This window comes from Brevundimonas subvibrioides (genome assembly GCF_027271155.1).
In the GTDB taxonomy this organism is placed as follows: domain Bacteria; phylum Pseudomonadota; class Alphaproteobacteria; order Caulobacterales; family Caulobacteraceae; genus Brevundimonas; species Brevundimonas subvibrioides_D.
In genome coordinates this window covers 2842592-2865252 of the sequence record NZ_CP114542.1, presented here as the reverse complement: position 1 = coordinate 2865252, position 22661 = coordinate 2842592, and the positions used below count along the sequence as shown (strand labels likewise).

Here is a 22661-nt window from a genome sequence, read left to right as displayed (position 1 = left end):
CATGCAAATCTATACCAACGACGACATCCGTCCCGGCGTCATCGCAGGTCACCGCATCGCCATCATCGGCTACGGGTCGCAAGGGCGCGCCCATGCGCAGAACCTGAAGGACTCGGGCCACGACGTGGTCGCCGGGGTCCGTCATGGCGGCAAGGGCTGGAAGAATGCCCAGGCCGATGGGGTCCCGACGGCGGAGCCCGCCGAAGCGGTCAAGGGCGCGGACATCATCGCCATCCTGACGCCCGACATGGCCCAGGCGCAGATCTACAGGGACATCATCGAGCCCAACGCCAGGAAGGGCGCGGCCATCCTGTTCGCCCACGGCTTTTCGATCCTGTATGGACGCGTCACCCCGCGTGCCGACATGGACGTCATCCTGGTCGCGCCCAAGGGGCCGGGTGACCTGGTCCGTCGCGAATATGCGCGCGGACGCGGCGTGCCCGCCCTGTTCGCGGTCGAGCAGGACGCCACCGGCAAGGCCCGCGACCGGGCCATGGGCTATGCCCGGGGCATCGGCGGCGCGACCGGCGGCCTGCTGGAAACCTCGTTCAAGGAAGAGACCGAGACCGATCTGTTCGGCGAACAGGCCGTCCTGTGCGGCGGGGCCAAGGAACTGGTCATGGGAGGGTTCACCACCCTGGTCGAGGCCGGCTACCAGCCCGAGATCGCCTATTTCGAATGTATGCACGAGCTGAAGCTGATCGTGGACCTGTTCTACGAGGGCGGCATCACCAAGATGAACGAATTCATCTCCGAGACCGCCAAATGGGGCTCGGTCGTCAGCGGCCCGCGCGTCATCAACGCCGAGACCCGCGCGCGGATGAAGGAGATCCTGACCGAGATCCAGGACGGCACCTTCGCTCGCGAATGGATCGCCGAGAACGAGGCCGGCAAGGGGGCCTACGATGCTCTGGTCAAGGCCGACGGCGACCACCTGATCGAATCGGTCGGGGCGGGTCTGCGCGAGCGCATGGCCTGGTTGCACGCCCCCAAGACCGCTGAAGCGGCCTGAACGCGCGAGAGCCTGAGTACATACAGATGACCGCCGCCACCGCCCTGAAACCCGCGCCTGCCGCCGCTCCCCGGAGCGGTGCGCGGCTGCTCGTCTCGACCCTGGAGCGGTTGGGCGTGGATGTCGTGTTCGGCTATCCCGGCGGCGCCATCATGCCGGTCTATGATGCCCTGACCGGGTCGGGCCTGAAGCACATCCTGGTCCGTCACGAGCAGGGCGCGGCCTTCGCGGCCGACGCCTGGGCCCGGGCGACCGGCAAGGTCGGGGTCTGCATGGCGACCTCGGGTCCGGGCGCCACCAACCTGATCACCGGGATCGCCAATGCGATGATGGATTCGGTGCCGATGGTCTGCATCACCGGCAATGTCGCCACCCATCTGATGGGGACCGACGCCTTTCAGGAAATCGACATCCTGGGCGTCACCCTGCCGATCGTGAAGCACAGCTGGGTCGTCCGCGACCCGGCCGACGTTCCCGCCGTGATCGAGGAAGCCTTCCACGTCGCGCGCTCAGGCCGCCCCGGTCCGGTCCTGGTCGACCTCCCGAAGGACGTGCAGGTCGGCCTGACCTCCGAGGATTTCGGTTTCCACTATCCGAACGAGACGACCCCTGTGGATCACGCGGCCATCGCCGAGGCCGAGCAGCTGATCCGCGCCGCAGAGCGCCCGCTGATCTACATCGGCGGCGGGGTCAAGATCGCCGGGGCCGTCCAGGCGTTGCGCGACTTCGCAGGGCAGACCGGCATCCCCTCGGTCTCGACCCTGAACGCCCTGGGGTCGGTTCGTACGGATGCCCCCGGCTTCCTGGGCATGCTGGGAATGCACGGGACCAAGGCCGCCAATGAGGCGGTACAGGAAAGCGATCTGCTGATCGTCTTCGGGGCCCGGTTCGACGACCGCGCGACCGGCAAGCTGAACGAATTCGCCCCCCATGCGAAGGTCGTCCATTTCGACATCGACCCGGCCGAGATCGGCAAGCTGCGCGCCGTCCACGTCCCGGTCATCGGCGACCTGACGGCCGGTATCGAGGCCCTGAACGCGCGTGTCGCCGGGGCACCACTGTCGATCGAGCCCTGGATCGTCCGCTCGACCTCGAACGCCCGTCGCAACGCCTTCCGCTATGACGCGCCGGGCGAGGGGGTCTATGCGCCGGCCCTGCTGAACGAACTGTCGAGGACGGCCGGAGACAGCTTCGTCGCCGCCTGCGACGTCGGCCAGCACCAGATGTGGGTCGCCCAGCACTGCGAGTTCTCGCGGCCCGAGGCTCATCTGACGTCCGGCGGTCTGGGGGCGATGGGCTACGGCCTGCCCGCCGGTCTGGGGGCCAAGATGGCCGACCCCGAGGCCCACGTCGTTACCGTCTCCGGCGATGGCAGCTTCATGATGAACATCCAGGAGCTGGCGACCCTGCGCCGCTATGGCGTCGCGCTGAAGATCGTCCTGCTGGACAACTCCAGCCTGGGGCTGGTGCGCCAGTGGCAGGAGCTGTTCTTCGCCGAGAACTATTCAGAGGTCGATCTGTCGGACAATCCGGACTTCGTCGCCGTGGCCCAGGCCTTCGGCATCGAGGCCTTCATGATCGACCGCCGCGATCAGGTCACCGACGGCATCGCCCGTCTGCTGGCCGCGCCCGGACCGTGCCTGATGCACGTCCTGATCGACCCCAGGGAAAACGTCTGGCCGCTGGTGCCCCCGGGCAAGTCCAACGCCGAGATGATGCACGACACGCGCTTTGAAGGAGACATGTGATGACCGACACCCTCCAGATCCATATCGATCGGGCCGACGGCTCTCTCCAGCGCCTCATCGGTCTCGTGGAGCGTCGCGGCTTCCACATCGACGCCATGTCCCTGTCGGACGAGGGCGCGATGCGCCGCGTCCAGCTGCAGGTCCGCGGGCGCGACGCAGGGCGCTGCACCGAAAACCTGGGCCGCCAGATCGACAAGCTGATCGGGGCGACCCGGGTCGGTTGTGCCCCCGCGCCTTTCGCCTATCGGGACAGTGTGGCCGCATGACCTCCGAACCTCGAGTACCGAACGATCCCGACCGCGTGGTCGTCTTCGACACCACCATGCGCGACGGCGAACAGGCCCCCGGCTTTTCCATGTCGCCCGCCGACAAGGTCAGGATGGGCCGCCAGCTGAAGGCGCTGGGCGTCGACATCATGGAGGCCGGTTTCGCCGCCGCCTCTCCGGGTGACGAGGACTGCATTCGCGCCGTCGTCGGCGAGATGGCCGAGGACGATTCAGGCCCGGTCTTCTGCTCCCTGTCCCGCTCCAACGAGGCGGACATCGACGCCTCATATCGCGCCCTGCGGGGGACCCGGCGTCGACGTTGCCATGTCTTCATCGGCACCAGCCCGATCCATCGCGCGGCCAAGCTGCGGATGACGCCGGATCAGGTCCTGGCCCAGGCGGTGCGTTCGGTCGAATACGCCCGCACGCATTTTCACGATGTCGAGTTCAGTGCCGAGGACGCGATCCGTACCGAGCCCGAGTTCCTGGCCGAGGTGCTGGAGGCGGTCTCGGCGGCGGGGGCCTCGACCCTGAACGTGCCCGATACGGTCGGCTATGCGACACCGGACGAGATCGGTTCGCTGTTCCGGTTCCTGATCGCGCGGATCAGGCCGCGCTTCCCGCACGTCGTGTTCTCGACCCACTGCCACAACGACCTGGGTCTGGCCGTCGCCAACAGTCTGGCGGCGATCGAGGGCGGGGTACGCCAGGTCGAATCGACCATCAACGGAATCGGCGAACGGGCCGGAAACGCGGCGCTGGAAGAGGTCGTCATGGCCCTGCGGACCCGCGCCGAACGCTATGGCGTCACGACCGGCGTGGACGCGACCCGGCTGCTGGAGACCAGCCGCCTGCTGAGCGAAATCACCGAATCCCCGATCGTGCGCAACAAGGCCATCGTCGGCATCAACGCCTTCGCCCACGAGGCGGGCATCCACCAGCATGGCATGTATGCCGACGCCCGCACCTACGAGATCATGCGGCCCGAGGACGTGGGCTTTTCCGGCAGTTTCTTCGTGCTGGGCAAACACTCGGGCCGAACGGCGGTTCAGAAGCGGGCCGAGGTTCTGGGCTATCCACTGGTCGGCGATCACCTGACCGACGCTTTCGCCGCCTTCAAGACCCGTGCGGACGAGATCGGAGAGATCGACGACAAGGAGTTGATCGCCATCTGCGTGGCGACGCAGAGAGATGCGGCCCATGTCGCCGCCTAGGACCTTGTTCGACAAGGTCTGGGACCGCCACGTCGTCGTCCCGGAAACGGCGGAGACGCCGGGCGTCCTCTACATCGACCTGCATCTGGTCCACGAGGTCACCAGCCCCCAGGCCTTTACCGAGATCCAGGCGCGGGGCCTGAAGGTTCGTCGTCCGGACAAGACCTTTGCGACGCTCGACCATTCGACCCCGACCCTGCCGGCGGGGCTGAACGGCCTCAAGCCCTATGTCACGGCCGAGGCCGAGGCACAGGTGCATCGGCTGGAAGAGAACTGTGCCCGACATGGCATCGACCTGGCCGGCTGGGCGTCGCCGGATCGAGGCGTGGTGCATGTGATGGGTCCCGAACTGGGTCTGACCCAGCCGGGCATGACCGTCGTCTGCGGCGACAGCCATACGGCCACCCACGGGGCCTTCGGAGCCCTGGCCTTCGGTATCGGCACCTCGGAGGTCGGCCATGTGCTGGCGACCCAGTGCCTGTTGCAAAGGAAGTCGAAGGCGATGCGCGTGACCGTCACCGGTCATCTGGTGCCGGGCGTGTCGGGCAAGGACGTGGCGCTGGCCGTGATCGCTGAACTGGGCTTCGGCGGCGGCACCGGTTTCGTCATCGAATATGCGGGCGACGCCGTGCGGTCGCTGGACATGGAAGGGCGGATGACCCTGTGCAATATGTCGATCGAGGCCGGTGCGCGGGCGGGGATGATCGCCCCGGATGCCAAGACCATCGACTGGCTGCGCGGGCGCAAGCACGTGCCGCAGGGCCATGCCTATGGCGCCAGGGCGGCCGAATGGTTGACCCTGGAATCCGATCCGGATGCCGTGTTCGATGCCGAGGTCGTCATCGACGGCGCTGCGATCCGCCCCATGGCGACCTGGGGGACGACGCCGGACGCGGGGTCTCCTGTCGGGTCCCCGGTGCCGGAGCCGAGGTCCGACAGCGACCGCAAGGCCCTGGCCTATATGGGCTTCGAGGCCGGCCAGACGACGACGACCCAGGCCGTGGACGTCGTCTTCATCGGTTCGTGCACCAACGGGCGGTTGCCCGATCTGAGAGCGGCGGCGGAAGTGTTGCGCGGGCGCAAGGTGAAGTCCGGCGTGCGCATGCTGGTCGTGCCGGGCTCGGAGGCCGTGCGTCGCGATGCCGAGGCAGAAGGGCTGCATACCGTTTTCACCGAGGCGGGTGCCGAGTGGCGCATCCCGGGGTGTTCGATGTGCATCGCCATGAACGGAGATTTCGTCGCGCCGGGCCAACTGGCCGTCTCGACCTCCAATCGCAACTTCGAAGGCCGTCAGGGCAAGGGGGCCCGCACCATCCTGGCCAGTCCGGCGACGGCAGCGGCCTCGGCCATCGCCGGGGTGCTGACCGATCCGCGCGTGTATCTGGGGGAGCCGGTCGATGCCTGAACCCCTCAAGGTCCTGACCTCGCGGACCCTGGTCCTGACCCAGGCCAACATCGATACTGACCAGATCATCCCGGCGCGGTTCCTGACCACGACCGAAACAACGGGTCTGGGCCAGAAGGCCTTCTACGACTGGCGCTATGAGGCCGACGGCTCGGCCCGGCCGGAAGCGGTGCTGAATCGGATCGATCCGGCCGAGCATCGCATCCTGGTGGCGGGCGACAATTTCGGCTGCGGCTCGTCGCGCGAGCACGCACCCTGGGCGCTCTACGACTACGGGTTCCGGGCGGTGATCTCGACCTCGATCGCCGACATTTTCACCTCCAACGCGCTGAAGAACGGCTTTCTGCCCGTCGTCGTCGATCAGGCGACGTGGGAAGACCTGGTCGCCAATCCCGAACAGGTGGTGACCATCGACCTGGAGGCCGGAGAGGTCCGTCGCGGCAACCATGCGCCGGTCGCCTTCGCGGTCGAGCCCTTCGCGCGCCAGTGCCTGCTGGACGGCGTCGACACGCTCGGCTGGCTGCAGAAGGCCCTGCCCGCCATCGAACACTACGAACAAGCCCACTTGCCGGAGCCCGCGTGATGTCCAGCCCCCAGACCTATACCATCGTCCTGCTGCCCGGCGACGGCGTGGGGCCGGAAGTCATCGCGGCGGCGCGGGATGTGCTGCGGGTCATCGCCGACTTCTATGGCCACCGGTTCGAATTCTCCGAGCACCTGATCGGTGGCGCCGGCATCGACGCGACCGGCGATCCCCTGCCGCCGGAGACCACCTCTGCCTGCCTCGCGGCCGACGGCGTACTGCTGGGAGCGGTCGGCGGGCCCAGATGGGACGGCGGTACGCGCCGTCCGGAAGAAGGCCTGCTGGGCATCCGCAAGGCCATGGGCCTGTTCGCCAATCTGCGCCCGCTGCAGGTCTCGCCTGTCCTGGCCCACCGCTCGCCCCTGAAAAAGGAGATCGTCGAGGGCGTCGACCTGATCGTCTTCCGCGAACTGACCGGCGGGGTCTATTTCGGCGAGAAGACCCGCACCGACACCATGGCCTCTGACCTGTGCATCTATACCGTGCCGGAGATCGAGCGGATCACCCGCGCGGCCTTCAAGACCGCCCTGCAACGGCGTGGCAAGGTGACCTCGGTCGACAAGGCCAATGTCATGGCGACGTCCAAGCTCTGGCGCGAGGTCGTCACCCGCATCCACGCCGAAGAGTTTCCCCAGGTCCAGTTGGAGCACGCCCTGGTCGACTCCATGGCGATGCATCTGATCCGAAAGCCGCGCGACTATGACGTCATCCTGACGGAGAACATGTTCGGAGACATCCTGTCGGACGAGATCAGCGTCCTGGGGGGATCGATCGGCCTGTTGCCCTCGGCATCGCTCGGCGAATCAGGCCCGGGCCTGTTCGAGCCAATCCATGGTTCCGCCCCCGACATCGCGGGCCAGGATCTGGCCAATCCGGTCGGCACCATCCTGTCGGCAGCGATGATGCTGCGTCACAGCCTCAATCTGGAGGACGAAGCCGCGTCGATCGAGGCGGCGGTCGCGGCGGTGCTGGCGGCCGGGGCCACGACGGCGGACCTGGGTGGCGCCCTGGGCACGCGCGCTGCCGGCGAGGCCATCATCGACGCCATCCGCGCCATCCACTGGGCCGCGGCGCATCGTGTCCAGATGCACTGGGGTTAATGATATCCCGATAACGGCGTCAGGCGAAATTATGGTGCATCGCGCAAACTCTATGCGCACGATCCTGCTTTTTGCCAGTGTGTAAACTACGACACGCACACGAAAATTGCGCCGAACACCGCTGAAGCCCTTGCGTCAGTCAACGTTGCGGTAAACAGTTCGCAACTGCGAGATCACACAGGGGGTGCATTCATGTCGCAGTTTTGGAATCGACTACCGGGGGTCCTTGGCCTCCTGCTTCTGACCGCCGCGCTGTTCTACGCGGGCGGAGCCTTCGCCCAGGATGCGGCTGCGGCCACGCCTGCACCGGCCTTGCTGGCTCACCAGGTGCCTCTGGAGCTTGATGGAGCCGGAACATCCTGGATCCTGACCTCCACCGCCCTGGTACTGCTGATGACCCTCCCCGGTCTGGCGCTGTTCTATGGCGGCATGGTGCGACGCAAGAACGTGATCGCCACCATCACCCAGTCAGTCGGCGTTTCCGCCGTGGTCAGCCTGGCCTGGTTCGCCATCGGCTACAGTCTTTCGTTCGGATCGGGTCAGCCCGTGTTCGGCTTCGACGCGGAGACCGTGAACGCCTATATCGGCTCGACCCAGGCGGCCTTCCTGAACGGCGTCGGAATCGATACGGCCCATAGCCTGGCCAAGGGCCTGCCGGAGTATCTCTGGATCGCCTATCAGCTGACCTTCGCCATCATCACACCCGCCCTGGTCACCGGCGCCTTCGCCGAGCGGATCAAATATTCGGCGCTTTTGCTGTTCACGGCCCTGTGGTCGATCTTCGTCTATGCCCCCATCGCGCACTGGGTCTGGGGCGGCGGCTTCCTCGGCGCGGCCGGCGTGCTGGACTTCGCCGGCGGCGCGGTGGTGCACGTCAACTCGGGTATCGCGGGCCTCGTCTGCGCGCTGTTCCTCGGACCGCGCAAGGGTTACGGCAAGGATGCGATGAACGCCCACAATCCGGTCCTGACCATGATCGGTGCCTCCCTGCTGCTGGTCGGCTGGATCGGCTTCAACGCCGGATCGGCCTGGGCGGCGGACGGCATCGCATCGGTCGCCCTGCTCAACACCATCCTTGCCGCCATGGCCGCGTCCCTGACCTGGAAGATCGTCGAGGTCATCGAGAAGCGTAAGCCGTCCCTGATCGGGGTCCTGTCCGGCATGGTCGCCGGTCTGGTTGCCATCACGCCGGCGGCCGGCTTCGTCGATCCGAAGGGGGCCGTCCTCATCGGTCTGATCGCCGGACCGGTCTGCTACGCCTCGTCGGTGTGGCTGAAGAAGCTGCTGCGCTACGACGACAGCCTGGACGCCTTCGGCATCCACGGTGCCGGCGGCCTGCTGGGCGCGCTCCTGACCGGCGTGTTCGCCACCACGGCGGTGAACGGCCTGTCCGAAGGCGCGAACATCGCTACCCAGGCGCTCGGCCTGGCCTGGACCATCGCCTGGTCTGCCGTCGTGACCTTCATCATCCTGGTGATCTGCAAGTTCACGACGGGCCTCAGGGTCACGGATGCGCAGGAAGCGGAAGGTCTGGACACGACGCTGCATGGCGAAGGCCTGGAAAACGTCTGAGACCACACGAACGACCGGGGCGGTTCTCACCGGGCCGTCCCGGCACACCTCCCACTCAAAAACAATCTAAAAGGGGATATCGAGATGAGACTTCACACCACTTCCGCCGCCATGGCGGCTGCGTTTGCCGCACTCGCAATCGCCGGTTCGGCGTCCGCCCAGGACGTCAACGTGGCCTTCAATGCGGCCGTCACGCGCGACTACGTCTTCCGCGGCTTCAGCCAGACCGGCGAAGACCCTGCCCTTCAGGCGGGTGTCGACCTCACGGCAGGCAGTTTCTATGCCGGCGTCTGGGCCTCGAACGTCGATTTCGGTGACTCCACGGACGCGGAGATCGATCTCTATGGCGGCTATCGCGGCGAGGCTCAGGGCTTCGCTTTTGATGTCGGCGTGGTCGGCTATGGCTACACGGATGCACCGTCCGGTGCCGACTATGGCTATCTGGAGTACAAGGCCGCCGTGTCGCGAGCCGTCGGCCCGGTGACTGCTGGCGTGGCCCTCTATTATTCGCCCGACTTCTTCGGCGTGGATGAGGAAGCGACCTATGTCGAGGGAAATGTGGCCTTCACGCCTTCAGACAAGTGGACGGTCACTGGCGCGGTCGGCAAGCAGATGCTGGACGTCACCGATGACTACGTCACCTGGAACGTCGGGGCCTCCTACGCGATCACCGAAAATCTGGTGGCCGATGTCCGCTATCACGGCACCGACGTGGACAATGCACCGCTGGCCGATGATCGCATTGTGGGGACGATCAAGGTCCTGTTCTGAAGATACTGCCCGTCAAGGTGACGGGCTCGCTTCGATGGAAGGGCCCCTGTCGACAGGACAGGGGCCTTTTTCACAGGCGCAGCACCAGGGCCCCCAAGGCAGGAAAAGGCTTCCCGGCCACCCCGGCACCGTTCAGGGACTCCAGCACCAATGCCCCTTCTGGCATCGGCCAGTCGATCGGGTCGTGCCCCAGATTGAAGGCGCAAACGAGGACGTCGGCAGAGGTCTTCCGGGCAAAGACCAGAAGGCCATCGGGGGCCGAGATCATCGTCATCCCGCCCCGGCGCAAGGCGGGATGCGATCTGCGCAGGGCGATGACCCGGCGTGACAGATGCAGGGTCGAGACCGGATCCCGCTCCTGCTCCCCCACGGCCAGCGCGCGGTGCCGCGGATCGACCGGCAGCCATGGCTCAACGGTTGAAAACCCGGCGAAAGCGTCATCCGAGCGCCATGGCATCGGTGTGCGTGCTCCGTCGCGACCCAGGGTCTCGGGCCAGTTGGCGATGGCTTCGGGATCAACGAGTCGTTCGAAGGGAACGTCCGCCTGCGGCAGGCCCAGCTCCTCGCCCTGATAGACGAAGACGTTCCCCCGCAGACACATCAGCAGCAGCAGGGCCATCTCCGCATAGGCCTTCGGATCGCGACCCTGGGCCCAGCGCGACACCGCGCGCGGCGCATCGTGGTTTGAGAACGCCCACGACGGCCAGCCCTCGCCCGGCGTCCCCGGCCACATCGCGGGGCCCTGCTCGACCAGCATGGGTGTCAGTTCGGGCGCATAAAGATACAGAAATCCGTAGGCGGAATGCAGTCGCTCGGTCCCTTCGGTATATTCGTGCATCTCCTCATTGGCGCGCTCGCCCGCGACCTCGGCGACCATGAACCGGTCGGCATAGCTGTCGGTCAGGACCCGCAGCCGTTTCAGGAAGTCCAGAATCCCCGGCTGCGACTGGTTGTGGATGTGCTGCTGGAAGTCGAAGGGCCGCTTTCGCTTGCCGGGAGCGAGAACCGGCGGATTGTCGGTCAGCGCCGGGTCATGCATGGCGAAGTTGAGCGCATCGCAGCGAAATCCGTCCACACCCCTGTCCAGCCAGAACCGGGCGACGGCCAGCAGGGCCTCCTGCACCTGCGGGTTCCTCACGTTCAGCTGCGGCTGCTCCTTGAGGAAGTTGTGCATGTAGTACTGGTGCCGGCGGGCGTCCCAGGTCCAGGCCGGGCCGCCGAACACCGACTGCCAGTTCGACGGCGGGGAGCCATCGGGCTTCGCATCGGCCCAGACATACCAGTCGGCCCTGGGATTGGTCCGGTCCTGACGGCTTTCCAGAAACCAGGCGTGCTGGTCGGAGGTGTGGGAATAGACCTGGTCGATGATGACCTTCAGGCCCAGTTCGTGGGCCCGGGCGACCAGCCTGTCGAAATCCGCCATCGTGCCGAAGATCGGGTCGATGCCGACGTAGTCGGATACGTCGTAGCCGAAGTCCTTCATCGGCGAGGTGAAGAAGGGCGACAGCCAGATGCCGTCCACGCCCAGCGATGCCACGTGATCCAGATGGGCGGTGATACCGGGCAGATCGCCGATCCCGTCGCCGTTGCTGTCGGCGAAGCTGCGCGGATAGATCTGATACAGGACCGCACCCCGCCACCAGTCGGGCGAGGCGACGGAGGCCGGGGAGGGGGAGGTCCGGGTCATGGGATACAGTGGCAAACCGCTCGCCACGCGTCGAGCCATCTCCGGCCCGGTCACGCTTTGGCGACCACTTTTGATTTCGAACCGGCAGAACTTGCTTTACGCGCGCGCCAATCTGGGTGACGCATGGTCGGTGTAATTTGTCACGGGCGATCAACGCCCGCCAGGAAGCGTGAAGGTCAGGCCGCCATGAGCACCCTCGAAACCGTCGAAACAGCCCCGCGTAAAGGCACGGGTCTGGCCTTTGGTTATGTGACGACGCTGTTCTTTGCCTGGGGGTTTGCGACGTCGCTGATCGATCCGCTGATTGCGGCGGTGAAGAAGGTTTTCGAGCTCAGCTATACCGAGGCCTTCCTGACCACCTTCGCCTGGTTCATCGCCTATGGCGTGGCGTCCCTGCCGGCGGCGGCCGTGCTGGCGCGGCTGGGCTACAGCCGGGCGATCATCGCGGCACTGGCGACCATGGTGCTGGGGTGTCTGATCGTGCCGCTATCGACGATGGCGGACTTCTATCCGGGCATCCTGGTGGCCCTGTTCGTGATCGCGTCGGGGGTGACGCTGCTGCAGGTCGCGGCCAATCCGCTGGTGGCCGAACTCGGCTCCAGGAAGAGCTCGCATTTCCGGCTGGTGTTCTCCCAGGCGTTCAACTCGTTCGGGGCCACGGTCGGGCCGTGGCTGGGGTCGCACTTGCTGCTGACCGGCGGGGTGTTCGCGGCCGGTGCGGTCGTGACGGTCGCCACCCGGGGCCAGTCCATGCGCAGCATCGACCTGGCCTTTCTGGCGCTGGGTGCCTTCTTCGCCGTGGTTGCCGCCTTCATCTTCTCGGCCCGCAAGCAGATCAATGCCGCTGCCCCGGCCCGGACCGGGGGAGACGCCTCCCTGGTCTCCGCCCTGGGTTCGCCCTGGGCCCTGTTCGGCTGCCTGGCCATCTTCCTCTATGTCGGGGCCGAGGTTGCGATCGGCTCGATGCTGACCAACTTCCTCGCCAGTGACAGCGTGCTGGGCCTGCCGCTCGAGGCGGCGGGCAAGATGCTGGTCCTCTACTGGGGCGGTGCCATGGTCGGCCGCTTTGTCGGCAGCCTGGTGCTGAGGGTGGTACCGGCCGGCGTGCTGCTGGCGATCTGCACCGTGGTCGCCGCCATCCTGTGCGTCGTGGTCATGCAGACGGGCGGCAGCATGGCGGCCTATGCGGCCCTGGCCATCGGCTTCTTCAACTCTATCATGTTCCCGACCATCTTCACCCTGACCCTGGAGCGGTCGTCGGCCCCGGCCTCGGCGACCTCGGGCCTGCTGGTGTTCGGCATCATCGGCGGGGCCATCCTGCCGCTGATCTCGGGCCGCATCGCCGACGCCTCCGGCGGCGTGCTGAATCCGGCCTTCGTCGTGCCCCTGATCGGCTACCTCGCCCTGACCGTCTTCGCCATCGCCGCCGCTCGAAAAACACCGCTCAGCGAGACCATAACCCCGGTCACCGGCGGTCACTGATCACACGTGGCTTCACAGAAGGGGTGCATCCCTGACGGCCGTGCGGAGCGCCTCCTGTGAGCGGTTGCAGCCATGACGGAGCCCGACAAATGGCCGACCACCGGAGTCGGACGTCCCGTCGCGCCATGCTGACCGGTGCGCTCGGAATGGCCATCGTCGGAGGACTGATGGCGGCTCCGCGTCGCGCTGCGGCCCAGGTCGCGGCCAACCGGGACCGCGTCGATGCGCTGATCGCGCGCATGACGATCGGGGAGAAGGCCGGGCAGCTGAACGTGCTCGCCGATCCCTTCCGGTTCCGGCCTCAGAACGTCAATCCGCTGGACGGACAGGGCGACCCGGCTCGCGTGACGCGGATGATCCGCGACGGTCAGGTCGGCTGCCTGTTCAATGGCGTGGGTGCCGAGGCCGGGCGTCGGATCCAGACCCTCGCGGTCGAGCAGTCGCGGCTGGGCATTCCCCTGCTGTTCGCCGCCGACATCATCCACGGCCTGAAGACCGTGTTCCCCGTGCCCCTGGCGGAAGCGGCGGCCTTCGATCCCGACCTGGCCCTGCGCACCGCGCGGGCCGCAGCGGTCGAGGGCGCGGCGTCCGGCATTCACCAGACCTATGCCCCCATGGTCGACGTGGCCCGGGACCAGCGCTGGGGACGTGTGGTCGAGGGCGCGGGCGAGGACGTCTGGCTGAACGAGGTTCTGGCCGTCGCGCGCGTCAAGGGATTTCAGGGCGACCGGGGCCTGGCCGATCGCGATGCCCTGCTGGCCACGCCCAAGCATTTCGCCGCCTATTCCGCCGCGCTGGGCGGGATGGACTACAACACCACCGACATGTCGGACGCGACGCTGCGGGGCATCTTCCTGCCCCCGTTCAAGGCGGCATTCGACGCGGGCGCCCTGTCGGTCATGACGGCCTTCAACGACATCAACGGCGTTCCGGCCAGCGGCAATCCCTATCTGCTGACAGAGATCCTGCGCGAGGAGTGGGGCTTTGCCGGCTACGTCGTCACCGATTACACGGCGGATCAGGAACTGATCGCCCACGGCTTCGCGGCCGACGGTCGCGACGCTACGCGGATCGCCCTGATGGCCGGGGTCGATGCCTCCCTCGTGTCCGGCCTGTTCCTCGAGCATATCCCGGGTCTTGTGGCGTCCGGCGAGGTGCCCATGGCGCGCGTCGATCAGGCCGTCCGGCGCGTGCTGATGACCAAGGCGGCGCTGGGCCTGTTCGACGACCCCTATCGCGGCTGCGATCCGGAGCGAGAGCGCATCGTCGTGGGGGCATCGGCGCATCGCGATCTCGCGCGGGAAGCGGCGGTGAAATCCATCGTCCTGCTGAACAATGACGGCGACCTGCTGCCGCTGAAGGCTGCGGGTCAGAAGATCGCCCTGATCGGGCCGTTCGCCGAGGACCGGGACGTGTTCGGCCCCTGGACGATCTGGGGCGACGAGAGCCGCCGGGTGTCGCTGGCCGAGGGGTTCCTCGCCGTCATGGACGACGCGGAAGCCTTGACGGTCGTGCAGGGGTCGAACGTCGAGACCGCGCTGACCGGGGGGATCGATGCCGCCGTGCGGGCTGCGTCGGAGGCCGACGTCGTCGTCCTTGCCCTCGGCGAGAGCAGCCGCATGTCGGGCGAGGCCCAGTCCCGCACCGAGATCGACATTCCTGCACCCCAGCGCGCCCTGGCCGAGGCCGTCCGTGCGACCGGAAAGCCCGTCGTTGTCCTGCTGCGGAACGGCCGGGCGCTGGACCTGACAGGCCCGGTCGCGGACGCCGAGGCCATCGTCGTCACCTGGTTTCTGGGCGGTGAGATGGGTCATGCCGTGGCCGATGTGGTCTTCGGCAAGGTCTCGCCGTCGGGTCGTCTGCCGGTCAGCTTTCCGATGCGCGGCGGTCAGCAGCCCTTCAGCTATGACCACAAGTCGACCGGCCGACCCGCCGACCCGACCCTGGCAACCCAGGAATACACGGCGCGCTATCGCGATGTCGCCAATGTCGCCCGCTATCCGTTCGGACATGGGCTGACCTATGGCGCTCTGACCTATGGGGCCGTGGCCCTGTCGAACCCCGTCCTGGCCTGGGATGGCTCTGTCGAGGTCTCGGTCGCGGTCACCAATACCGGCGACCGCGCGGTGGAAGAGACGGTGCAGCTGTACATCCATGACCGGGTCGCCAGTCTGACCCAGCCGGTCCGTCGCCTGCGCAATATCCGGAAGCTGCGGATCGATGCGGGCGAGACCGCGACGGCCCGGTTCACCCTGGATCGCAGCCAGCTGATGTTCATCGGGGGCGACAGCAGGCTGACCGTCGAACCGGGACAGTTCCACATCTGGGCAGCCCCGTCGGCCCAGACGGGTGAACCGGCGGTGCTGACGCTCACCCGCGTCTGAATCGTGCCCTGATCGCGGTCACGACATCGGCCACGATCAGGTCGGCCAGACCCCAGGGCTCGATCAGATAGCGTCTCGCCAGCCGCTGCGGGTCCCTGACCAGACGATACAGCCACTCGATCCCCAATGGCCCCATCCAGCGTGGGGCCGCGTCCTGGACCCCGGCCTCATAGTCGAAGGCGGCGCCGACGGAGAAGATCACGCTGTCGGGCAGGGCGTCCAGGTTCTGACCGATCCAGACCTCCTGACGCGGCATGCCCATGCCGACGAACAGGATGTGCGGCCTGAACGCCGCGATCCCGGCCAGCAAGGACGCGTTCTCGGCCGATCCGGGCGTGGCGTCGAAATAGCCGTCGCGCACGGCGATGATCGTGGAGGGATACAGGGTCGTCAGACGCTGGCGGGCTGTCTCGGCCACGCCAGGTGCCCCGCCCAGATACAGGATCCGCCATCCCCTGCGGTCGGCCAGGCTCCAGAAATGGTCGCGCCAATCCAGATAGGTGCAGCGGTGAAAGGTCCGGCCGTGTACACCCAGCATTCGCGCGAAGGCGATCAGAGGGGCGGAGTCGACCTCGACCAGATCGGCCCGGTCATAGAAGGCCGCCATCGCCGGATTGCGCCGGATCAGGTTCAGACTGTTCAGATTGTGGTTGGCGACGACCGCCTTGCGTCCCTCGCTCACCCAGGTGTCGACGTGGTGCAGGACCTCTTCGGGACGGACCAGATCCATCGGCTGTCCCAGAAGGTTCACCCGTTCGCGCGCTCGCCGTGCCGCGCGGATCGGGCGTCGTCCGGCATTGCGCCGATCGGACAACCGGGCAGTGTCCATGGCTTCGGGCGACAGATCGACCATGTGCCATCCTGGCCCGAACATCCTCAAGGGCGGGTAACCGGACAGGCTTAACCCCGTCTGACGGTCAGCTTCGGTCAGACGATGGCCGCTGTGCGGATACGGTCCAGCTGCTATAGCAGCCGCTTGCCGGCCTCGCCGGTATCGCACTGCGCTCGGGGGGGCACCATGCCGGATCAGATCACCAGGACCACGACCACGTCCTGGTTCAGTCGCGTCGGCTCGGCCTTCACCGGCATTCTGGTCGGAATCGTGCTGATCGTCGGCTGCGTCATCGGTCTGGCCTGGAACGAGGGCAATGCGGTCAAGACCGCGCGCGGCCTGACCGAGGGTGCGGGTCTGGTGGTCGAGGCTCCCGCCAGCCCGATCCAGCCCGGCAACGATCAGAAGCTGGTGCATGTGACCGGCGAGATCTCCGTCACCGCACCGCTGGAGGACACCGGATTCGGCGTCACGGGCACCGGGGTGAAACTGGCCCGGAACGTCGAAATGTATCAATGGACCGAAGAGTCGAAAAGCGAGACCCGCACGAAGCTGGGCGGCTCCGAAGAGACGGTGACCACCTACACCTATTCAAAGACGTGGTCGTCGAGCGCGGTCGACTCCAGCGCCTTCGCCGAGCCTGCCGGTCACGAGAACCCGGAGATGTCGATCGAGGCGACTGAGATCTATGCCCGGGACGCGACGCTCGGGGCCTACAGCCTGGGCGACAGCGTGCTGAGCCAGGTCGGCGGCGAACAGCCGCTGCCGCTGAACGGTGACAACGAGGAGGCCATCCAGGCCGCCGCCGGACAGGGCCAGACGCTCAGTGTGAGCCAGAACCGGATCTATATCGGCGAGAACCCTTCCGCACCGGCGATCGGCGATATCCGCGTCTCCTATGACCTGACCCCGGCGGCCGAGATCAGCGTCGTGGCGCGCCAGAACGGCGATGATTTCCTGCCGTACCGTACACGGAACGGCTCAGAGATCCTGCTGGTGGCCGATGGCGACGTGCCGGCCGGCGATATGTTCCAGAGCGCCCAGGAAGCGAATGATCTGATCGCCTGGATCATCCGGGTCGTCGGCATGATCCTGCTGATGGCCGGATTCGGCCTGATCCTGGCCCCGCTGGGCGTTCTGGCCGACGTGCTGCCGCTGGCGGGGACGATCGTGCGCATGGGCACCGGGCTGATCGGCTTCGTGCTGGGGCTGATCGTCGGCACGGTGACCATCGCCCTGGCCTGGCTGGCCTTCCGCCCGGTGACGACCATCCTCATCCTGGCTGTCGGCGGCGCGATCGCCTTTGCCGTCTACCGGTTCGGCCGCGGACGGGACAAGAAGGCCCAGGCGGCCGCCGCGACCGCCTGACGCCTCAGCGTTCCACTATCCGCGTGTACAGGTGCCAGGTGCCATAGCCGAGCACCGGCAGCGCCCGGTTGATGTCGGCTTCCGATATTCGCCGCACGCCGGGCGCGGCGGTCGGGCGAGGGGCAAGGGGGGATGCTGGACATGGCAGGCCCCGTGGCACGGGCAGGGCGGTGGGAGGCAGGCGAACGCTCGGGCCTGGCTACGAAAGGGACGGCGACGGGTTACCGACGCCAGTCCGTGCGATTCACGCCCGCCACCGTGCCGTCCTCACGGCCTGGTGATCGTCTCCGTCGCGGTCCGCGGATCCAGCAGGAACGCGCGCACCGGCGGCAACGACCGCGCCGGGGCCTCCTCCTGCGGCAGATGACCCAGATCCGCGAAGGACACCAGGCGGACATCGACCAGCTCGCGCTGGTAATCGGCCGCATTGGCGAACGGGATCATCCGGTCCTCCTGGCCCCAGACCAGCAGGACCGGGGCCTTGATCCGGCGCAGCATCGGCACGGGATCGCGCAGCACCGTCTGCTCCATCCGGTCCAGCATGGCCTGCCGGGCACCGGGGGCCAGCAACAGGTCGCGATAGCGGGTAACGGTCGGCCCGGTCAGGGCGGCCGGGTCGGCATAGCCCACGGCGATGTTGGATTTCAGCATCCCGCGCGGCAGCACATAGCGCATCGCCTGCATGATGAAGGGCACGTCCGGCGCCTTGCCGTACGCGAACCCCGGGCTGGCGAATCCGTCGGGCGAGACCAGGACCAGCCGCTCCACCCGCTCCGGATGACTGGCCGCCATGGTCCAGGCCAGTCGCCCGCCGACCGAGTTGCCGACGAACGACGCCCTCTGAACGCCCAGCCGGTCCATCATGGCCAGCAGCAGGGCGATGACATGGTCGTCGGAATAGTCACCGGCCGGATCGGGCGGCGACAGACCGGATCCGGGCAGGTCCAGCCGGATGACCCGCAGCGCGTCGTCCAGCCCCTCCGCCCACGGCTCCCAGGTGTGCAGGCTGGAGCCGAAACCGTGGATCAGGATCACCGCGGGGGCCGTGCGCGGGCCGGTGTCGCGGACGTGCAGCCGGGTGCCGGCCACCTCGATCATGTCGCCGGGGCGGGCGAGATACTGCGGTTCGAGGTCGGCCCGCGTCTTGTCCGGTGCATAAAGCCACGCGCCCAGACCCGACAGGGCCAGGACGAGCAGGATCAAGGCCACCCGGAGGACCGTCTTCATGCGGTCCCGGATGGCGGTGTCATGCGATCAGGCGGCTGCGGCGGTGCGGGCCAGGGCACAGTGACCCCAGATTTCGGAGAGGGCGTCGATCAGCCGGTCGATGTCGCCGTCGTCATGCACCGGCGAGGGCGTGATCCGCAGCCGCTCGGTGCCCAGGGGCACGGTCGGATAGTTGATCGGCTGCACATAGATTCCGTGGTGCGCCATCAGCCAGTCCGACACCATCTTGCACTTGTGCGGGTCGCCGACCATCACGGGGATGATGTGGCTGTCGTTCGGCATATGCGGGATGCCGGCGGCGGTCAGGCGATCGCGAACGCGGGCCACGCGGTCCTGATGCCGGGCGCGCTCCATCTCGGACGCCTTCAGGTGCCGGACGCTGGCCGCGGCCCCGGCGGCGACGGCGGGGGGCAGGGCGGTGGTGAAGATGAAGCCCGAGGCGAAGCTGCGGACGTAGTCGCACAGGGCGGTCGAGGCGGCGATGTATCCACCCATCACGCCGAATGCCTTGCCCAGCGTCCCCTCGATGACCGTGATCCGGTCCATCAGGCCCTCGCGCTCGGCGACGCCGCCGCCGCGCGGACCGTACAGGCCCACGCCGTGGACCTCGTCCAGATAGGTCATGGCGCCGTGCTTTTCGGCCACCTCGACGATCTCGCGGATCGGGCCGATGTCGCCGTCCATCGAATAGACGCTCTCGAAGGCGACCAGTTTCGGCCGACCGGGCTCGATCTGCGACAGCAGTTCGTCCAGATGCGCCGGGTCGTTGTGGCGGAAGACCTTGTATTCCGCGCGGCTGTGACGAATGCCCTCGATCATTGAGGCGTGGTTGCAGGCGTCCGACAGCACGACGCAGTTCGGCAGCCTGGCCGCCAGGGTGCCCAGCGCCGCCCAGTTCGAGACATAGCCCGAGGTGAACAGCAGGGCCGCTTCCTTGCCGTGCAGATCGGCCAGCTCGCGTTCCAGCAGGACGTGATGGTGGTTGGTGCCCGAGATGTTGCGGGTGCCGCCGGCCCCGGCCCCGCAGCTGTCCAGCGCCTCGTGCATGGCGCGCAGCACATGGGCGCTCTGGCCCATGCCGAGATAGTCGTTGGAGCACCAGACGGTGACCTCGTCGGGTCCATCGCCGTGCTTTCTGGCCTTGGGGAACGACCCGCGCTTGCGCTCCAGCTCGGCGAAGACCCGGTAGTTACCGGTTTCGCGAAGCGACTCGAGTTCGGTCTGGAAGAAGGTTTCGTAGTTCATGGCGGATTTCCCCCAGGTCATTTTCTTATGGACGTTCGTTGATCGGTTCGCCGGGGGTCGCGAGCGCGACCTGGACGGCGGGTTTCGGGCGATGACCCAGCGCCCAGCCCCACAGGGCACGGTCGGGCGAAGGCAGCATCAGGAAGCCGTGTTCGAGAAGGCCCAGCGCCGCCAGCATGAACATCAGCGCATAGCCGACCTGGGCCCCGCCCGTGGTCGACAGGGCGGCGTCGCCCAGCAGCAGGGTGACGACGATCGACAGGCCCAGCGACAGCGGGAACAGGGCGTTGAACCGCGCGCGCCGGAAATAGCTCTGCAGATATTTCAGGCCGCTCGGCAGGAAGGTGATCGGCGGATTGGGCACGCCGAGGAAGATGTTCAGCTTGGTCGACAGCCGCATGCCGAGCAACAGGACGAAGGTCAGGGTGCCGGTCTGGTTCGGCTGGCCCCAGGTCAGGGCGACGAACAGGACAGCGGTCAGGGCCAGGGCGATCTCGTGATGGATCACCGTCTCGGCCGACAGGGTGAACCGCTTCCAGCCCTGGGCCCCGAACGGGCAGGCGGTGCGGCGCGGGCCGGTCAGCTTGCCCATCAGAAAGCCCATCTCGTGCCAGCCCCAGACGACCAGGGCGCAGCCGAAGGCGACATAGGCACCGGTGACCGAGGCGTCCCGGGCGGCGACCATGACCCCCAGCGTGGCGGCGGCCGCGACCACGGCATAGAGGCCGAGGCTCCAGCCGAAGGTCCGACGCGGAAGCCGGACGAGCCAAAGGATCGCCCCGGTGGAGAACCACCAGACGAGGGCCGCGATCACCAGGGGCTGGACGAAGACGGACATTGATTACCAGGTCGGTTCCATCCGGACGTCGGCCGGCAGCGTGTTCTTGTCGACCGGCAGCAGATACAGGCCCGCCAGCGTCGCGCCGGCCTTGAGGACGAGGCCGAACCGCTTCAGCCCGCCGAACAGTCCGCCCTTCGCCCTGGCGTCGGCGATGGCATCCGAGGTCAGGCGCAGCCGTTCCATTCCGGCGCGGAAACGAGGGTCGTCGGTGCGCAGGGTGACCGGATAGACCTGTTTCGAGATCTCCGAGCAGATGCGGAAGACCTCGTAGTCATAGGTGGTGATGTCGACGCCCAGGGCCTTGTGGAAGGCCGGGCGCATGTGGTCGCGAACATACATGGTCGCATAGACGCTGAGCAGGAAGAACCGGATCCACCAGACGTTGCCGCCGCTCAGCAGCTTTGGATCGTTCCGCATGATGAGGGCGAAGGCCTCGCCGTGCTTGAACTCGTCGTTGCACCACCGTTCGAACCACTGGAAGATCGGGTGGAACCGCTTGTCCGGGTTCTTCTCCAGATGGCGATGGATCGCGATGTAGCGCGCATAGCCGATCTTCTCCGACAGATAGACGGCATAGAAGATGAACTTGGGCTTGAAGTGGGTGTATTTCTTGACCTTGGTCAGGAAGCTCAGATCCACGCCGATCTTCGCGTCTTTCAGCGTGTCGTTGATGAAGCCGGCGTGGCGGCTTTCGTCGCGGCTCATGTATTTGAACAGGGCGCGGATGTCGGGGTTCTGAACCCGCTTGGCGATCTCGGCGTACAGGACGCAGCCCGAGAACTCGGAGGTCAGCGACGACACCAGGAAGTCGGTGAACTCTTTCCGAAGGTCGTCCGGCAGGTTCTCGATGATGCCATCGAAGGCGGCGTCGCGCTTGAAGTGATCCTTGTTCACGTCGGCTTCGAACTCGGCCATCAGGGCGTCCCACTGGGCCCGGACCGGGGACACGTCGATGCGGTCCATGGCGGCGAAGTCGGTGGTGTAGAAGCGGGGCGACAGAACCGTGTCCGCGGTCGCCAGCTTGAACGACGACTCGGCGTTCACCTTCTGGCGCGCGGCCTCGCGGCGCAGGGCCGTCAGGTCGGGTGTTTCCTCGTAGGTGTCGAAGGATACGGCGGTCACAGGGTTCTCCGGGGCGTGAAGCTGACTTCGTACAGCTCGTTCATTTCAAAGAAGCCGGCGCAGGTGCGCGTCCAGGCGCGTTCGAGGAAGGAGGCCCGGCGCAGGGTCGCCATGCGACGGAAGGTCCGGCGTTCGCCGAAGGCGACGTGGATGGGGTCGCCATGCACCTGCACCTCGTCGCCGGGGCGGATTTCCGGATCGCCGTCCAGGGCGACATGGGCGTGCAGGCTCTGGTCGGAATGCTCGACCTCGACCGTGCAGGGAAGCTCGATCGTCCGGCTCATGCGACCGATCCGGTGCCGGTGCCGGTGCCGGTGCCGGTGCCGGTGGCGGGAGCGGGCGCGATCAGCTTGACGAAATCATCGCGGTTGGTGGGGCCAAAGGCGTTCAGGGTCAGGGTCCGGCCCGTGGCCAGATCCTGGATGGTCACGGCGCCGTCCGACCACTGGCTGACGCGGAAAGGCTGTTCGGAGCCCAGGCCCCGGGCGCGCCGGTCGCGGACCAGGCTGCGCAGCACACCGCGCACGAAACCGCCCGAGGCGGTGGGGATCATCCGGTCCGGCACGCCGGGTGCGACCACGCGCACCGCGCCGCCGGGCACGTCATAGAAACTCAGGTCCTCGGACCGCGTGACCTCGGCCACGCGCGGGGCCTCGACCATGGCCGGGGAGCCGATCAGCCCCAGCCGCGAGCCGCCCACGACGAGCAGGGAAGACCCGACCAGCAGGAACGCCGCGATCAGCGGGGCCTTGGGGAAGGGTTTGTCGTCGAGGGCGGACATGGGCGTGGCTTTCTTTTCAGT

At 67.1% G+C, this 22661-nt stretch carries 20 protein-coding genes; 12 read left to right on the top strand and 8 right to left on the bottom strand.

The genetic code is table 11. From position 1 onward, the window contains the following. The first annotated feature begins 1 nt into the window (after nt 1). From ilvC to O3139_RS14145, 9 genes are all read left to right on the top strand, one after another. The gene (gene ilvC, locus O3139_RS14185) at nt 2-1012 is read left to right on the top strand and encodes a ketol-acid reductoisomerase (protein WP_269514749.1); all 1011 of its coding nucleotides are present in this window, start codon (nt 2-4) and stop codon (nt 1010-1012) included. Between the two features lie 26 nt (nt 1013-1038). After that, complete coding sequence (gene ilvG, locus O3139_RS14180) at nt 1039-2760, top strand: acetolactate synthase 2 catalytic subunit (protein ID WP_269514748.1); 1722 nt, start codon at nt 1039-1041, stop codon at nt 2758-2760. Then, complete coding sequence (locus tag O3139_RS14175; RefSeq protein ID WP_269514747.1) at nt 2760-3026, top strand: ACT domain-containing protein; 267 nt, start codon at nt 2760-2762, stop codon at nt 3024-3026. The genes ilvG and O3139_RS14175 overlap by 1 nt, the downstream gene beginning before the upstream one ends. Then, a complete protein-coding gene (locus tag O3139_RS14170) occupies nt 3023-4240 on the top strand; it encodes a 2-isopropylmalate synthase (RefSeq protein WP_269514746.1) in 1218 nt (405 codons plus the stop codon). Before O3139_RS14175 ends, O3139_RS14170 begins: the two co-directional genes overlap by 4 nt. After that, a complete protein-coding gene (gene leuC / locus O3139_RS14165) occupies nt 4227-5645 on the top strand; it encodes a 3-isopropylmalate dehydratase large subunit (protein WP_269514745.1) in 1419 nt (472 codons plus the stop codon). The genes O3139_RS14170 and leuC overlap by 14 nt, the downstream gene beginning before the upstream one ends. Continuing rightward, complete coding sequence (leuD, locus tag O3139_RS14160) at nt 5638-6228, top strand: 3-isopropylmalate dehydratase small subunit (RefSeq protein ID WP_269514744.1); 591 nt, start codon at nt 5638-5640, stop codon at nt 6226-6228. Before leuC ends, leuD begins: the two co-directional genes overlap by 8 nt. After that, nucleotides 6228-7328, top strand: a complete 1101-nt coding sequence (leuB, locus tag O3139_RS14155; protein ID WP_269514743.1) for a 3-isopropylmalate dehydrogenase — start codon at nt 6228-6230, stop codon at nt 7326-7328. The genes leuD and leuB overlap by 1 nt, the downstream gene beginning before the upstream one ends. 192 nt (nt 7329-7520) lie before the next feature. After that, a complete protein-coding gene (locus O3139_RS14150) occupies nt 7521-8900 on the top strand; it encodes an ammonium transporter (protein WP_269514742.1) in 1380 nt (459 codons plus the stop codon). An 84-nt stretch (nt 8901-8984) separates the two neighbouring features. After that, nucleotides 8985-9671: a TorF family putative porin gene (locus tag O3139_RS14145; protein ID WP_269514741.1), complete on the top strand. Its 687-nt coding sequence runs from the start codon at nt 8985-8987 to the stop codon at nt 9669-9671. Nucleotides 9672-9741: 70 nt separating this feature from the next. Here the strand turns inward: O3139_RS14145 and O3139_RS14140 are convergent, their stop codons facing one another. Next, entirely contained in the window at nt 9742-11358 is a 1617-nt protein-coding gene (locus O3139_RS14140) for an alpha-amylase family glycosyl hydrolase (RefSeq protein ID WP_269514740.1), read from the bottom strand. A gap of 186 nt (nt 11359-11544) precedes the next feature. On the opposite strand from O3139_RS14140, the gene O3139_RS14135 reads away from it, so the two are divergent. After that, nucleotides 11545-12840, top strand: coding sequence for a sugar MFS transporter (locus O3139_RS14135; RefSeq protein WP_269514739.1), 1296 nt, complete (start codon nt 11545-11547; stop codon nt 12838-12840). Nucleotides 12841-12929: 89 nt separating this feature from the next. Then, nucleotides 12930-15224 carry a glycoside hydrolase family 3 N-terminal domain-containing protein gene (locus O3139_RS14130; RefSeq protein WP_269514738.1) on the top strand — a complete coding sequence of 765 codons (2295 nt, stop codon included), beginning with the start codon at nt 12930-12932 and terminating at the stop codon, nt 15222-15224. Here O3139_RS14130 and O3139_RS14125 read toward each other — a convergent pair. Next, complete coding sequence (locus tag O3139_RS14125) at nt 15211-16077, bottom strand: WecB/TagA/CpsF family glycosyltransferase (RefSeq protein ID WP_269514737.1); 867 nt, start codon at nt 16075-16077, stop codon at nt 15211-15213. The genes O3139_RS14130 and O3139_RS14125 overlap by 14 nt on opposite strands. Before the next feature lie 165 nt (nt 16078-16242). On the opposite strand from O3139_RS14125, the gene O3139_RS14120 reads away from it, so the two are divergent. After that, nucleotides 16243-17424: a TMEM43 family protein gene (locus O3139_RS14120; RefSeq protein ID WP_269514736.1), complete on the top strand. Its 1182-nt coding sequence runs from the start codon at nt 16243-16245 to the stop codon at nt 17422-17424. Nucleotides 17425-17691: 267 nt separating this feature from the next. On the opposite strand, the gene O3139_RS14115 is transcribed toward O3139_RS14120, so the two are convergent. From O3139_RS14115 to puhC, 6 genes are read right to left on the bottom strand one after another with little or no spacing between them, the layout of a single operon-like run. Then, the gene (locus O3139_RS14115; RefSeq protein ID WP_269514735.1) at nt 17692-18651 is read right to left on the bottom strand and encodes an alpha/beta fold hydrolase; all 960 of its coding nucleotides are present in this window, start codon (nt 18649-18651) and stop codon (nt 17692-17694) included. Between the two features lie 27 nt (nt 18652-18678). Then, entirely contained in the window at nt 18679-19896 is a 1218-nt protein-coding gene (hemA, locus tag O3139_RS14110) for a 5-aminolevulinate synthase (protein ID WP_269514734.1), read from the bottom strand. Nucleotides 19897-19921: 25 nt separating this feature from the next. Next, nucleotides 19922-20734, bottom strand: a complete 813-nt coding sequence (gene puhE, locus O3139_RS14105; protein WP_269514733.1) for a putative photosynthetic complex assembly protein PuhE — start codon at nt 20732-20734, stop codon at nt 19922-19924. Between the two features lie 3 nt (nt 20735-20737). Further along, nucleotides 20738-21859 carry a magnesium-protoporphyrin IX monomethyl ester (oxidative) cyclase gene (acsF, locus tag O3139_RS14100; protein ID WP_269514732.1) on the bottom strand — a complete coding sequence of 374 codons (1122 nt, stop codon included), beginning with the start codon at nt 21857-21859 and terminating at the stop codon, nt 20738-20740. Continuing rightward, nucleotides 21856-22143, bottom strand: coding sequence for a hypothetical protein (locus tag O3139_RS14095; protein ID WP_269514731.1), 288 nt, complete (start codon nt 22141-22143; stop codon nt 21856-21858). Before O3139_RS14095 ends, acsF begins: the two co-directional genes overlap by 4 nt. Beyond that, a complete protein-coding gene (gene puhC, locus O3139_RS14090; RefSeq protein WP_269514730.1) occupies nt 22140-22640 on the bottom strand; it encodes a photosynthetic complex assembly protein PuhC in 501 nt (166 codons plus the stop codon). The genes O3139_RS14095 and puhC overlap by 4 nt, the downstream gene beginning before the upstream one ends. Between the last annotated feature and the right edge of the window lie 21 nt (nt 22641-22661).

What these genes read in the sequence shown, in the direction of transcription:
- ilvC (WP_269514749.1), top strand. Translation starts at nt 2, where the DNA reads ATGCAAATCTATACCAACGACGACATCCGTCCCGGCGTCATCGCAGGT.
- ilvG (WP_269514748.1), top strand. Translation starts at nt 1,039, where the DNA reads ATGACCGCCGCCACCGCCCTGAAACCCGCGCCTGCCGCCGCTCCCCGG.
- O3139_RS14175 (WP_269514747.1), top strand. Translation starts at nt 2,760, where the DNA reads ATGACCGACACCCTCCAGATCCATATCGATCGGGCCGACGGCTCTCTC.
- O3139_RS14170 (WP_269514746.1), top strand. Translation starts at nt 3,023, where the DNA reads ATGACCTCCGAACCTCGAGTACCGAACGATCCCGACCGCGTGGTCGTC.
- leuC (WP_269514745.1), top strand. Translation starts at nt 4,227, where the DNA reads ATGTCGCCGCCTAGGACCTTGTTCGACAAGGTCTGGGACCGCCACGTC.
- leuD (WP_269514744.1), top strand. Translation starts at nt 5,638, where the DNA reads ATGCCTGAACCCCTCAAGGTCCTGACCTCGCGGACCCTGGTCCTGACC.
- leuB (WP_269514743.1), top strand. Translation starts at nt 6,228, where the DNA reads ATGTCCAGCCCCCAGACCTATACCATCGTCCTGCTGCCCGGCGACGGC.
- O3139_RS14150 (WP_269514742.1), top strand. Translation starts at nt 7,521, where the DNA reads ATGTCGCAGTTTTGGAATCGACTACCGGGGGTCCTTGGCCTCCTGCTT.
- O3139_RS14145 (WP_269514741.1), top strand. Translation starts at nt 8,985, where the DNA reads ATGAGACTTCACACCACTTCCGCCGCCATGGCGGCTGCGTTTGCCGCA.
- O3139_RS14140 (WP_269514740.1), bottom strand. Translation starts at nt 11,358, where the DNA reads ATGACCCGGACCTCCCCCTCCCCGGCCTCCGTCGCCTCGCCCGACTGG.
- O3139_RS14135 (WP_269514739.1), top strand. Translation starts at nt 11,545, where the DNA reads ATGAGCACCCTCGAAACCGTCGAAACAGCCCCGCGTAAAGGCACGGGT.
- O3139_RS14130 (WP_269514738.1), top strand. Translation starts at nt 12,930, where the DNA reads ATGGCCGACCACCGGAGTCGGACGTCCCGTCGCGCCATGCTGACCGGT.
- O3139_RS14125 (WP_269514737.1), bottom strand. Translation starts at nt 16,077, where the DNA reads ATGGTCGATCTGTCGCCCGAAGCCATGGACACTGCCCGGTTGTCCGAT.
- O3139_RS14120 (WP_269514736.1), top strand. Translation starts at nt 16,243, where the DNA reads ATGCCGGATCAGATCACCAGGACCACGACCACGTCCTGGTTCAGTCGC.
- O3139_RS14115 (WP_269514735.1), bottom strand. Translation starts at nt 18,651, where the DNA reads ATGAAGACGGTCCTCCGGGTGGCCTTGATCCTGCTCGTCCTGGCCCTG.
- hemA (WP_269514734.1), bottom strand. Translation starts at nt 19,896, where the DNA reads ATGAACTACGAAACCTTCTTCCAGACCGAACTCGAGTCGCTTCGCGAA.
- puhE (WP_269514733.1), bottom strand. Translation starts at nt 20,734, where the DNA reads ATGTCCGTCTTCGTCCAGCCCCTGGTGATCGCGGCCCTCGTCTGGTGG.
- O3139_RS14095 (WP_269514731.1), bottom strand. Translation starts at nt 22,143, where the DNA reads ATGAGCCGGACGATCGAGCTTCCCTGCACGGTCGAGGTCGAGCATTCC.
- puhC (WP_269514730.1), bottom strand. Translation starts at nt 22,640, where the DNA reads ATGTCCGCCCTCGACGACAAACCCTTCCCCAAGGCCCCGCTGATCGCG.